A 13,156-nucleotide genomic window follows, 5' to 3' on the forward strand; every position below is an offset into this window, starting at 1 on the left:
CTATTTAGTCCTGGAAAGGCTAAACTTTTCAGAGGATAGTTCATTCAGAATCTTTTTCAATTCTTTGTCATCAACCCCACGGTTCAATGTCCCTTTGTATGTCACAGACACATTGCCCGTCTCCTCAGATACCACAATCACAATTGCGTCCGTTTCCTCTGTAAGCCCGACAGCCGCCCGGTGACGTGTTCCCAGCTCTTTTGATAATTCTTTATTTCCGGTAAGCGGCAACAAACATCCGGCAGCGCTTATTTTCTGCTCCTGAATAATCACCGCACCATCGTGCAATGGAGAACCTGGCCAGAAGATAGAGCATAGCAGTTCACTGGTGGCATCAGCATTTAGTTTAATCCCGGTTTCTGCAAAGTTGTTCAGGCCTGCTTCCCTTTCTATAGCAATAAGAGCGCCTATTCTCTTTTTTGATAAAATGCCGACAGCCTTAAGTATTTCATCAACTACCCGGTAATCAGGTTTTGCCATTACGCTGAAAACAGGGCTCTGACCAAGCCTAAACAATGCACGCCGGAATTCCGGTTGAAATAAAATAATCATTGGCACAATAAACACCGGCACAAATTCCGTTACCAGCCAATTGATTGTATATAATTGCAGTTTCCTTATAAAAAACAATATACCTACGGAGATTAAAACAATAATAAACGCCACACCTCTTAAAATGCTTGTACCACTAGTACCCTGCATGATTCTGAGAACGGCATAAAGCATTATATAAATAAGAAATATCTCCCCCGCTGACCGTAGAATCATACGCCCGCTGATATCTCCGAATAATATTGACAGGTTTTCTAACATCTTAAGCATTCCTTATCGCATCGCATATTGTTGCCACATGGACAGCAGCTTTCACATCATGTACCCGTATGATATTTGCGCCATTCATAATTGACACGGCAAGGGTGGCAAGCGTTCCGTATAACCGCTCCTGTGCCGAAACATTCAATAGCGCTCCAATAAAATTTTTCCGTGATGTGCCTATTAACAAAGGATATCCCATTCCCTTAAACTCGTATAGCTTTTTCAGTATTTCAAGATTTTGCTGCATAGTCTTGCCAAAACCTATCCCCGGATCCAAAATTATTTTACTTTTCTCAATTCCTGCTTCCATTGCGGTAGAAATGGATCTCTTCAAACAGGACATTATTTCCGGAAACAGATCTTTACATATGGGATTTTTTTGCATTGTCAGGGGAGATCCTTTTTTATGCATTATGACAACAGGCACTCTTGCCCCGGCAATGACCTTTGACATGTTTTCATCGTCAATCAAACCGCCAATGTCATTTACCATTGACGCACCCTCTTCAATTGCTCTCTTTGCTACAACTGCCTTGTATGTATCGATGGAGATAGGTTTATTGATCTCTTTTGATAGTATCTTTATCAGCGGAATCACCCTCTTTAATTCTTCTTCCTCAGATATCGGGCTCGCCCCAGGTCTGGTAGATTCACCGCCAACATCAATAATATCCGCTCCTTCTTCTATCATCTTATGCGCATGATCAATCGCCTCTTCGGGAACAAAATGCTTGTTGCCATCATAAAAGGAGTCGGGCGTTATATTCAAGACACCCATAATGTGCGTTTTCCCGCCCAGGCACAACTTTCCCCGAGGGTAATCAATTTCAAAATACACGAAAACAATCCTCAGTCCCCAGTCCCCAGTCCCCAGTCCCCAATCTGCAATTTGCCGACTGCCGACTGCCGACTGCCGACTGCCGACTGCATAAGGAACCATTAAATATTTTGCCAAAAGTGCGAAGAAATTACTGATAAAGTACTATATTATGGTTTTTGGGTGAACCACGGAACACACGGAATACGCGGAAAGAAGAAAATAAACTTCCGTGTATTCCGTACTACTATCCATCAATTTCTTGTTTTTTATGCGTGTTTTTCATGCCGCCATTTCCGTAAGTGCTTTAATATCAAGGGCTGAAGCGGTCATCAGTGAACAAGAGAACTTCTGGCCTTTCTCCGTCAAAACATAGCGGTTGGCCCTCGGAACTTTGCGGATTAGACCGTGTGCCCGCAGCATCTTTATCCGTCGGGTCGTTCGTCCGGAATATTTCTTTTGCTGATCCTTGCCGGATTGTTCGGATTCCCGGTAAAGCCACTTACGCAAATCATGGTTGCGGAATCCATTTATCGCGTTTTCGCCTTTGGACAGGAACATCAGCATCTGGTAATCATCCTGCTGCCAGGGATTCAAACCTCGATACCTCTTGCCCTCTTTGACAACCTTGTTACAAGCGCTGCTCACCACTTCTTTCAGTTTCTCCTCTACCTGAGCCGCCGCCAAAGCATCCCCATAACGATCATTGCATTGTTGGCTCACCTCACACCGTCGATGAAGATCGCTTACGCCCTTACGCATCTTCTGCCATGACGCCGGTTTGCCTTCATCATCATTGGGACTCCGAAAGACCTTAAAGTCCCGCGTATTATTGATCGTTGTCTCAATACGCAAGAGACTACCGCTCTTGTTATACATCTTCACTGAATTATAATTCACACTGTGCTTGACCCGTATACCTTCATAGCGTCTTCGATAGTCGCTGATAACCTCATCAGGGGCAGCGCCTGCAAGGTTACGCCTACCCAAATACTTCATCACCGAAGAACTGTCGCAAACCCGCATCGCATGATGAACAAACGATGGAAACAACTCCTCCAATGCCTCAACCGATTTAAACATGATGTCCGTCGCCCACTCCGTCTCATCCGCAGACCAGTAATACTCCGGTTCCAACGGACGAAGAATCTGCGACAATGCCGGGCAACTGCCCAACGCAAGCCCGTTCAGCAGCTTCGCCCAGTCAGTCTTAAGCTGCTCATGGAGCAGAACCTGCGCAGCCGCAATATCCTCTATACGCACAAAACAGTTGCCGTCCTTAACATAATCAATACCTTGCTTCTGAAGTTGCCGCTCCAGCCAATGACGACCATTGAGACAAATGAAAATATTAAACGGCGCCCAACTCTGGATACGAACATGACCAAAACCAAACACTGGATCGTTAAAATAATGATACACAAAGACACACTTGCGGGGCGCCATTACCAACTCGAGCTTCTTGCTGGCCTTGTTGCCCTTGACCATCGGCGCAATACAAGGCTCTACCACACTCAACAGGCAGATGGAACCTTCCGTAATCCTCTTATCCGCCGCGATCTGGCGAGCCAACTTCTCCTTATCAACACCGCTGCTCATCAAATACCGCACCTCGATACCCAAATCTTTCGCCCGCGATTCACAACTGTCTCGCACCTGTGCCGTAAGCCCATTGACCCAACCGGAAAAATCCTTAAGCAGAATTCTCGCTTGGTTCATGAATGTTCCCATCCCACGCTCACTGGCCAACCACCGCAATGTCCCGCGAAAACGAATCCTGTCCAGACCGCTTATTGCACCCACGATCCTGTCTCGATATAATTCCATCAACTTATTCATAAGTAGTGTCCTCCAAATTGTCTGATTACTATTTACGAGGATACTACTATACTTTATAATAAACTAAAAATCACCTTTTTGGTTGCGGCCAAAGGCCGCGCTAGGTGTTCCGTGGTCTAAATCTTTAATTTTGCAATTCTCCAAGTTGCCTGTTTATCAAACCATGTCTTTTGTGTCACCACCAATCTTCCTCCATTGATTCCACAATACTTTGCGCCAATTTTACAAATGATTCGTTACTGGAAGAAGTGAGTGTTTCATTTCTTAAAACAATAAACTCTGTCGTGCCTTTTATATTCTTCCGTTCAACGATTGCCCTTCCCGTCCGTGTATCAACCCATCGAATGTCCGCCCTGATAGTTACCCTACTTTCCACAATATTGTCTTTTCTGTCCTCAATTAATACATTTTCATTTACACTTGAAATTTTTCCAAACAGAATGGAATCTGCTTCATCTTTGTCAACAATACGCAAATTTGTTCTTAACAACAGTTGGTCGCGTACTGCCCTGGTTAAATCGAATTCGTATCCTCTGCGAAAGGTATCATTATCAAAAATGGGGACATAGATGCTTCGAACATTTGAACGAAGCAATGACTTTGAGCTGTAACCGCATCCCGTTATAAAAAAGAAGATCATAAGAAACACCAGAGCAGAAAGGGTGTAATGCCTTCTTTTAAAAACACAGGGTATTGTCATTTTATAAAAACACTTTGGCATAATGTTTTATCTTTTTCTCATAGGGTTATTTTATCGCCTCAATCATCCTGAGAAATTCCAATCTTTCCATAGCCCTTTCCGCCCAAATAGTATCAGGAAAATCTTTCATAACATATTTAAAATAAATCGCCGCGGAAGACGGGGTTTTTCTCCTCAAATAAAACTCGCCAATTTCAAACTCACGCCTTGCTTCAATAACCCTTATTTCTTCTATCATTCTGCTGGCGTCTTCAACATACACCCCATGGGGATTTGTTACGAGATATTCCTCAAAACCTTCCCTTGCGGATACAAGCAAACCATAGTTGCGCTCCTGCTGTTTTTCGAAGTAAAATTTTGAAAGTGGTATTTGATACTGCACATAGGGAATCCATTCATTTCTTGGATAGCTTTCCATAAATTTCTTATAGGCATCCACCGCATCTTCATAATATCCCAGCTTGAAATAGCAATCTGCTATTTTAATTTGCGATTCAGGGGCAATAGGTCCCATCGGGTGATTTTCAATAATCTTTTCAAATACCCTTATCGCGGCATTCTCATCCATCTCCATTTGCGCAATACCTACCTGAAACACCTTCTCATGCACCTCTTTTGTCCTCTTTGTTCCCGGATATTCCCTCAAAACCGTATCATATGCCTTTAATGCCCGGTTATAATCTCCATTGAGATAATAGGCCCATCCTATGTTTATCTGAGAAAGCTCCGCATACGCTGAGTCCGGATAACCGTCAATAATTAGTTTAAACTCTTTTATGGCGCTAACATATTTTTGTTCCACCAGCATGAACAGTGCATTTTTATAGCGCTGTTCCGGCGATCCGACGTCGCCAGTCGGCGGCTGCATCCACCCGGTATCTTTGTTCCAGACCCATTTTCCGTAAGACGCCGTTGATATTAAAAATGTAACAGCAAGCACTATTATTGGGAAAAAACCTGAGCGCAATTTCATATTTTTATGCCTTCTTGCGGGGAAAAGTTAACATATTTCCACGAGTTTAACTCTTTTTTCAACAACGAAACAATATAATATCTCAGCACCTTTTCTATTTCAACACAAATAGATAATTGTACCCGGACACGTTCCAACCGATGCAAATTAAGGTTCGCCAACCTACCTGCAATAAACATAGCGCCTGCAGAAATCAGCATTCCGTTTTTCAATTCTCCAGGGCACCCCACACATCTCGCGCCGCCTTCCACTGCATTAAAAGTAACCATCTCATGGTGGGGTATTTTCTTTTTACAATGAATGCAATGCTCCCATTCCGGTAAATATCCCAAAATGTTTAGCATTTTTAACTCAAAGGCCAATAACCATATTGTGGTGTTTGTGTCAGTGGCAATGTGATTTAGCGTATTAAGAAATAAATCAAAAAGCGGCTCGTTGGGGTCGTTTTTTTCTGTAAATTCGTTGACAAGTTCTGCCATACAGGAAGCCCTGAAATACTTATCAAGGTCATGCCGGAATGCGGGATAGTTGTTTTGCAATACCGCATCGGTGAGGGTATGGAGGGTAGAATGTTCCTTTTTAATAAAGAGAATCCGGTAGTGCGTTAAAAGATCGATTGCTTTTGAGTTGTACTTGCCTGAAGAGCGCTTGAAGCCTTTTGCAATGGTATTTATCTTCCCGTAATCCCTGGTATAGAAAATGATGATTTGGCTTGAATCGCTATAATCTGTCCTTCCCAAGGTAATTGCATCTGTTTTTAAGATGGACATATTATGGTATGTTAATTAATCCGGGACAGAAATATTGTACCCAAGCTTTGACAATAATTCCTTTTCCCTCCGATGCATGACTTTTGCATCACCTTTTTTTTTATCATTATAACCAATTAAATGCAGCAAGCCATGTATGAGATACAGGGCTATTTCTCCTTCCGCATCATGGCAATGTTCCTTTGCAACTTTATATGCCATCTCTGCGGATACAATGATTTCTCCAGCGACATGATTTTCCGATGCATCATAAATAAAACTCAAAACATCCGTTGCATAATCATGCCCCAGAAAAGCTTTGTTTAATCTCCTTATTTCCTTGTTATCAGTGACGACAATGCTAAGGCTGGCGTCTTTGTTTTCACTTTTTAACACCCTTTTTATCAATTTTACTATGCGTTTTTCATCGATAGCATAGGATTTCTGCCGGTTTACAACTTCCAGCTTCATGAGAACCTTTTTCTTCTATCATAGCGCAGCATAGCCGCAACCAAAAAGATTTTTTACCTTATAAATACTATAATTCATATGCCGCAACAATATCCCGAACCAGCTTATGGCGGACAATATCGGATTTGGCAAGATATACGAATGCTATATTGTCTACATTCATAAATCTTTCCTGGGCATCAATCAAACCCGATAACTCCCCGCCCGGCAAATCAACTTGTGTGATATCCCCGGTAACGACAACCTTTGATTTCGTACCAAGCCTTGTTAAAAATGTCTTCATCTGCTTTACCGTACAATTTTGCGCCTCATCCAGAATAATAAAGGCGCTGTTTAAGGTTCTCCCGCGCATATATGCAAGCGGCAGGATCTCTATCAGATCGCTGTCCAGATATTTTTTCACCTGCCCGACGTCCATCATATCCGCTAAAGCGTCATACAGCGGCCGCAAATAAGGACTTACCTTGTCTTTGATATCTCCCGGCAGATATCCAAGTTTTTCTCCTGCCTCTACCGCAGGCCTTGCAAGCACAATCCTTTTTACGTCTCCGCTTTTGAGAAAAGAAAGCGCCATCGCCACCGCCAGGTAGGTCTTTCCTGTTCCGGCAGGTCCAATGCAAAAAACAAGATCATTGTTTCTGATGGCCGCAATATAATTTGCCTGCCCCTCTGTCTTGGGCCTTGTGAACATCTCTTTTTGGAAAAGATTGATTGCTTGTGCGGGTGCCCCTTCATCATAATTTTGTACATCCATAATGGTCTGCTCCACGTCCTTCACTCCCAGATTCCCCGTGAATCTAATTATTTCAAGCAATTTAATTAAGGACGTTCTAGCTGCTTCGACACCCTCTTTTTCGCCCGCCATCTTCAATACCCCGTTACGTGCTACTAATTTTACCCGAAAAGCATCCCTTATCAGGCGCAAATTTTTATCATGGTTTCCATATAAAAGGGACGCTTCATCATCATTTTCAAGGATTATTGCATCTTTAGCGGGTAAAAATTCCTGTATATTTTCCTTTATTGCAACGTATTTTTGTGTTTCAACTCCTTGATTCATGCTTAGATTAACTTAAAAAAAAGTAAAAAATAATATGTCACCGGCAGACTTACCAGCAAACAATCAATAATATCCAATACGCCGCCAAAGGAGGGCACCAGATTCCCCGAGTCCTTAACATTCGCATCTCTTTTTATCAATGACTCTGCCAGGTCGCCTAAAATAGCGAAAGAACCCACAACAGCTCCAAATAAAACCGACCATGGCAGGCTGATTACCCTGGTTTGCGGAATACTATTAAATATCACTGCTACTAAAATGCTACTTATAACAGAGAAGCAAGCCCCTTCAACCGTTTTATTGGGGCTTATACTCCTTGCAAGCTTATGCTTTCCATACTTCCTGCCCAACAAATACCCGCCAATGTCTCCAAATTTTGAAACCAACAGGGCCATTATCACCACACATGTTCCATTGGGAAAATGGCGTAAAGCAATCGCAAAACCAAGCAGAAAAGGAACATAAAAAATGCCAAAGACCGTTACGGAAATATTTTTAATCGCATCTTTTGCGCCGCGTGTGACCGCCTGTAGGAGCAATAGCAAAAAAATGAGTACGAGAACAATGTCTTTTCTGAAAAATTGGGACTCTGCGCCGGCGTCCCCATGTATGGATACCCAATAGCTTACAAACAGCCATATCCCGATGCCGATGCCGGCTACGCGAAATGGACGAAATCCGCATTTACCCGCAATAGTGTAAAACTCATACAATCCCATCCCTGCCGCAACCATTGCAATACAGCCGAACCCAATGTCTGTGGAAAACATGACGTCAAGGCTCATTACTCCAAAAAACACCGCAAATAAAATTACACCAAGCGTTACCCTTGTTTTAAGCGTGCTCACTCTTTTAAACCCCCGTATCTGCGCTCTCTGTTCGCATATGCTAAAAGAGCTTCCTCAAGGTGTGGCTTTTTAAAATCAGGCCAATACGTGTCTGTTACCCACAGCTCCGCATAAGATATTTCCCATAATAAAAAATTACTAATGCGCATTTCTCCGCCGGTTCTTATCAGCAAATCCGGATCTGGCATATTGGGCATGTATAAATATTTTTTAAAAGACTCTTCTGTAATTTCATCTATCTTCAGTTTCCCCTTTTTCAATTCCGCAACAATTTTTTTTGTCGCATCGATTATTTCTGTCCGCCCTCCATAATTTAGCGCAAGGCAAAGAACCATTCCGGTATTCATCTTGCTCTCTTCTATTGAAACCGAGAGTTCCCTCTGGACAAATTCCGGTAATTCTTTGATTCTGCCGATGGCTGTCAGGCGGATATTGTTTTTCTGGATTTCTTCCCGTTCGCCAATAAGGAAATTCTTAAGGAGTTTCATTAATAAATCTATTTCCCTTTTAGGCCTCTTCCAGTTTTCCTGAGAAAAGGCATACAGCGTAAGCTGTTTTATATGTTTTTTTGCACACTCACGTGTAATCTCACGAACAGCTTTGGCGCCCGTCTCGTGTCCCTTAATCCGTAACAATTTCTTTTGCCGCGCCCACCGGCCATTTCCATCCATGATAATTGCAATATGCTCAGGCAGTGATCCGTTTTTCTTCATACTAAATTGATTATTTGTCCACGATCCGGGCCAACAGAAAGCATTTCAATTTTCACGTCTAAAATCTTTTCAAGTCTTTTTATGTAATCTGACGTCCGGGACGGAATGTCTTTTACATTACGCATTTTGGAGGTATCTTCCTGCCAGCCAGGCAATTCCTCATAAATAGGCTCATATTCTTTCCTTGCAACCAAATCAGCGGGAAAGTATTTATGCTCTTTGCCGTCTATTTTATACCCCACACAAATCTTTATTGTTTTCTGGTTATCCAATACATCCAATTTAGTCATAACAACGCTATCCGCGCCATTTACCATTATCGAATGCTTAGCGGATACCGCGTCAAACCACCCACAGCGCCTTGGTCTTCCCGTAGTAGCACCGTATTCGCCGCCCTTTTCCCTCAAATGTTCACCTGTTTTATCCGTTAACTCTGTAGGGAACGGACCATTACCTACTCTTGTAGTATAGGCTTTCATTACCCCCAGAACCTTATGAATATGCCTGGGGGAAATACCTGCGCCTGAAGCGGCGCCGCTTGCAACGACGGTTGAAGACGTTACAAAGGGATATGTCCCAAAATCTACATCAAGCAATGCACCCTGCGCTCCTTCAAACAGGATTCTCTTTTTTGCCTTTATTGCTTTATCCATAAACTCAATCGTTTGACAAACAAACGGTTTTATGCGTTCCGCATAGCCAAGGTATTCGTCATAAATCGCCTCCCATGACAATTCATCTGCGCCATGCAAATGTACGAAAATCCTGTTTTTTTCATCTACGACCTGTTTTAATCTTTGTTTAAAATATTCCGGGCAAAAAAGATCCGATACCCTGATTCCGCTTCGTGCCATTTTATCCGCATAGCAGGGACCAATCCCCCTTCGGGTTGTGCCTATTTTCTCTCCCCCCTTTTCACCTTCTGAATATTCATCCAATTTTTTATGATAGGGAAACACAAGATGTGCCAACTCGCTGATATGCAGATTCCCGCCGATCGCTATATTTTTTCCCCGTAACTCATCGATTTCCTGGAGTAACTGGAGGGGATCAAGGACGACTCCATTGCCTATGATGCAACTTTTGTTTTTTCTGAGGATGCCGGAAGGAATAAGATGTAATACAAATTTTTCACCATCAATAACAATCGTATGCCCGGCATTGCTACCGCCCTGATAACGAACAATGATATCAAACGATTCAGTAAGTATATCTATAATCTTGCCTTTCCCTTCATCACCCCACTGCAAACCAACAAGACAGGTATTTGATCCCATAGCAAAAAATTTTCCTATCGAAAAAATTAACAAAAATAATCAGAATCCCTTAAATATCAAGCATTTAAAGGATTATAGAAAATGAAATAGTTAATGTCAAGCTAATACACTTCCGAACAGGGCAAGTCGGGTATAAACGTTAGTAGATTTTATCAAAAAACTAAAGTGTTACGAATTTCCACATATCTGGAGTGCTGGGTTTTGACCGTCCCTGACATAAATTAGCGTATAGCAAAATTAAATTGTTTGAATCACTTGCAATTACTGATAAAATCTTATGAGATAGAAAGATAATTAGTAACTATTCAGCGTAATTTATTAAACTACCGGAGATCAGAGCGCAACTCGTTACCAAACCTTGTACTGAACATAGTGAAGTATATGTTTGGGAACGAGCCGTGTATCGTTTACGATGAATAGTTACGATAATTAAGGCCCTGAAAAAAGAAGGCGAGTGTTTTGGTTTCTGTTTTATTTGCGGAAAAAAATTTACAAAAGAGAAATACATGTTAAGAAAATACATTTATTATGCCTTGTTATTTCCGGTAATGCTTTCCTGTTCATACCTGTTTTGCGGAGAAGATGTCCTGAACAAAAACAATCTTGGGTTTATTCGGGCGGTCGTTGATGAGGCGATAATAACCCAGGATGAAGTCATTAAACGTTCGGCAGCAGCCATAAGGGAGGCAAGGAGTAAATATAGCGAGGAGGAATTCGCAAAAAATATTGAGAAAATTCTGGAATATACCCTTGAAGAATTAATAGACAGGAAACTGTTGGTGAAAGAAGCGCAGAAGGTATTTGGTACGGATATATCAATGATGGATGAGGTTCAGAAAGAACTGGATTATTTTTTGAAAGGCGCCGTCGAAAATGTTGGTTCCTTATCAAAGTTCTATGAAATAGCAGAGTCTCAGGGAATAAATCCTATAGAAAGGAAAACTGAGCTTAAAGAAGATATTATGATTGATAAAATAATCAAAGAAAACGTTAATAATAAGGTAAAAGTCCCGCCAAAGCTATTAAGACGCTATTATATGGAAAACATGGATGAATTCTGCCAGAAAAAAGAAATAAAACTGCGGCACATAATGATCAAATTTTCCACACACGACAATGACAAAGCAAAGACATATGCCTTTGCTGAAAAAATCATGACGCTTCTTTCCACAGGGGAAGATTTTTCATCAGTAGCACGGTCATATTCAGAAGGCCCCAACGCTGAAAAAGGAGGCGAATGGAGTTTTGACGAGATACAAGGGTTGAGGAAAGAACTCCGGGATGTTGTTAATAGTCTGAAGGATAATGAGTACAGCAAGATAACAGAGTCTCCTGTCGGATATCATATTTTCAAAGTGGAACTCATCAGACCGGAAGTAGTAAAAAAATTTGAAGACGTGCAGGATGAAATATATAAGAAGTTGTACCGTGAAGAGATTGGAAGATTAAAGAAAAAATATATTCTCGACTTAAGGGAAGATGCATTTATTAAGGTTATTAAACACTGAGAGGAACATTTTATACGTGTTTTCTATCGTTTTGACGGTTCTACGTGCATATAACGGGAGACTAAAAAGGTGCTGAGGCGTGAGCTGGCGCTACAATTATTTGAAGCCTTTTCCATGCAGAGATGGAACGATATGATACGTCCTGTAGAGTTAACGGAGATGGATAAACATGCGCATAAAATGATCATCGCTTATTGTCTTGGTAAGTATGAAGAAGAAAAAGGGCGGCAGGTTAACTGGGATACCATAATAACGGGGGGGATATTTGAACTATTACGGCGCATTGTTATCTCCGATATAAAATCTCCGATATACAGGAAAATCAAAAAACTACACCCGGACGTCTTCCGGCAGCTCAACAAATGGGTTTATGAACAACTCAAACCAATGTTTGAAGGACTGCCAAAAGAAATGAATGCCGAACTAAAGCACTATTTGTTTGATACAAACAAGGGCGATGATTTAACAAAAAAAATATTGGAGGCGTCTCATATTTATTCGAGTTTCTGGGAATTTCAGATAATTCAGAAGGTACATCCTTCCGGTTATAAAATAGAAGAAATTGAAAGGGTTTTAAAAAACGATCTGGAACCCTTCCTGGATCTTGCCGGGATGCGAAAGATTATTTGCAAAGGGAAAATATTAAACTTTGTTGATCTCTGCGGACAGTTACGGTTTCAAATACGATGGAGCCAAACGCCCCGGTTGCCAAAAACATCCGTACTGGGACACATGCTTTTGGTGGCAATATTTTGTTATCTTTTTGCAAGAGAGGTAAATGCCTGTTCTAAAAGATTATATAATAATTTTTTCAGCGCGTTGTTTCATGATCTGCCTGAAGCAATGACAAGGGACATATTATCCCCGATTAAAAGGTCTGTGGAAGGTATGCCGGAGGCCATCAGTAAAATCGAAGAAGAGTTGGCAGAAAAAGAGATCTCTCCATTGTTAGAAGAGGGATGGTTTGAGGAGATAAAATATTTCACCCGGAATGAGTATGAAAGCAAGATTAAAATAAAGGGAAGAGTGAAGCATGTTACCACCGAAAAGATAAATGAGAAATACAATAGCGATGGTTATGCCCCGATAGATGGAGAATTTATCAAGATTGCCGATGACCTGTCGGCGTATTTAGAGGCGTATACGGCAAATGATCTTGGGCTGAATTCAAAACATTTGCAGGACGGACGACGAAAAATTGAAGAAAAATATAAAGACAGCACTATTGCAGGGATATCTATAGAGGCTTTATTTGCAGCCTTTGCGATGTAGTACCTTGAAAGTTATTTATTTGCACACTTCTATTCGTCAGTGCGTGCTTTTTGACAAAATATTTAATGGTGTTATTCTTTTTTCCACCGGTTAAACAGGTATGGATGGTTTGA

At 41.5% G+C, this 13,156-nt stretch carries 13 protein-coding genes; 2 read left to right on the forward strand and 11 right to left on the reverse strand.

Annotated features, from left to right (window positions below; translation table 11 throughout):
- The 11 genes from cdaA to KSMBR1_RS05950 form a co-directional block, all read right to left on the reverse strand.
- Complete coding sequence (gene cdaA / locus KSMBR1_RS05900; RefSeq protein WP_099324481.1) at nucleotides 1-822, reverse strand: diadenylate cyclase CdaA; 822 nt, start codon at nucleotides 820-822, stop codon at nucleotides 1-3.
- Nucleotides 815-1,756, reverse strand: coding sequence for a dihydropteroate synthase (folP, locus tag KSMBR1_RS05905; RefSeq protein WP_197705361.1), 942 nt, complete (start codon nucleotides 1,754-1,756; stop codon nucleotides 815-817). Before folP ends, cdaA begins: the two co-directional genes overlap by 8 nt.
- A 159-nt stretch (nucleotides 1,757-1,915) precedes the next feature.
- Nucleotides 1,916-3,472: a hypothetical protein gene (locus tag KSMBR1_RS05910; protein ID WP_099323647.1), complete on the reverse strand. Its 1,557-nt coding sequence runs from the start codon at nucleotides 3,470-3,472 to the stop codon at nucleotides 1,916-1,918.
- 175 nt (nucleotides 3,473-3,647) lie between these two features.
- On the reverse strand, nucleotides 3,648-4,172 hold the full coding sequence (locus KSMBR1_RS05915; RefSeq protein WP_157820410.1) for an LptE family protein: 525 nt from the start codon (nucleotides 4,170-4,172) through the stop codon (nucleotides 3,648-3,650).
- Between the two features lie 46 nt (nucleotides 4,173-4,218).
- Nucleotides 4,219-5,145, reverse strand: coding sequence for an outer membrane protein assembly factor BamD (gene bamD, locus KSMBR1_RS05920; protein ID WP_099324483.1), 927 nt, complete (start codon nucleotides 5,143-5,145; stop codon nucleotides 4,219-4,221).
- Nucleotides 5,142-5,915, reverse strand: coding sequence for a DNA repair protein RecO (gene recO, locus KSMBR1_RS05925; RefSeq protein ID WP_099324484.1), 774 nt, complete (start codon nucleotides 5,913-5,915; stop codon nucleotides 5,142-5,144). The genes bamD and recO overlap by 4 nt, the downstream gene beginning before the upstream one ends.
- A gap of 15 nt (nucleotides 5,916-5,930) precedes the next feature.
- Nucleotides 5,931-6,365, reverse strand: a complete 435-nt coding sequence (gene ybeY, locus KSMBR1_RS05930) for an rRNA maturation RNase YbeY (protein ID WP_099324485.1) — start codon at nucleotides 6,363-6,365, stop codon at nucleotides 5,931-5,933.
- Between the two features lie 67 nt (nucleotides 6,366-6,432).
- Nucleotides 6,433-7,425, reverse strand: coding sequence for a PhoH family protein (locus tag KSMBR1_RS05935; protein ID WP_099324486.1), 993 nt, complete (start codon nucleotides 7,423-7,425; stop codon nucleotides 6,433-6,435).
- A gap of 2 nt (nucleotides 7,426-7,427) precedes the next feature.
- Nucleotides 7,428-8,273, reverse strand: a complete 846-nt coding sequence (locus KSMBR1_RS05940; protein ID WP_157820411.1) for a phosphatidate cytidylyltransferase — start codon at nucleotides 8,271-8,273, stop codon at nucleotides 7,428-7,430.
- Entirely contained in the window at nucleotides 8,270-8,986 is a 717-nt protein-coding gene (locus tag KSMBR1_RS05945; protein WP_099324488.1) for an isoprenyl transferase, read from the reverse strand. Before KSMBR1_RS05945 ends, KSMBR1_RS05940 begins: the two co-directional genes overlap by 4 nt.
- Nucleotides 8,983-10,263 (reverse strand): adenylosuccinate synthase, encoded by a 1,281-nt coding sequence (locus tag KSMBR1_RS05950; protein WP_099324489.1) that lies wholly within the window; start codon nucleotides 10,261-10,263, stop codon nucleotides 8,983-8,985. Before KSMBR1_RS05950 ends, KSMBR1_RS05945 begins: the two co-directional genes overlap by 4 nt.
- 506 nt (nucleotides 10,264-10,769) lie before the next feature.
- Between KSMBR1_RS05950 and KSMBR1_RS05955 the strand changes: the two genes are divergently transcribed.
- Both KSMBR1_RS05955 and KSMBR1_RS05960 read left to right on the forward strand, forming a co-directional pair.
- Complete coding sequence (locus KSMBR1_RS05955; protein ID WP_099324490.1) at nucleotides 10,770-11,771, forward strand: peptidylprolyl isomerase; 1,002 nt, start codon at nucleotides 10,770-10,772, stop codon at nucleotides 11,769-11,771.
- A 69-nt stretch (nucleotides 11,772-11,840) separates the two neighbouring features.
- A complete protein-coding gene (locus KSMBR1_RS05960; RefSeq protein ID WP_099324491.1) occupies nucleotides 11,841-13,043 on the forward strand; it encodes an HD domain-containing protein in 1,203 nt (400 codons plus the stop codon).
- Nucleotides 13,044-13,156: the final 113 nt, after the last annotated feature.

Origin of the sequence: Candidatus Kuenenia stuttgartiensis (assembly GCF_900232105.1) — a bacterium.
GTDB lineage: Bacteria > Planctomycetota > Brocadiia > Brocadiales > Brocadiaceae > Kuenenia > Kuenenia stuttgartiensis_A.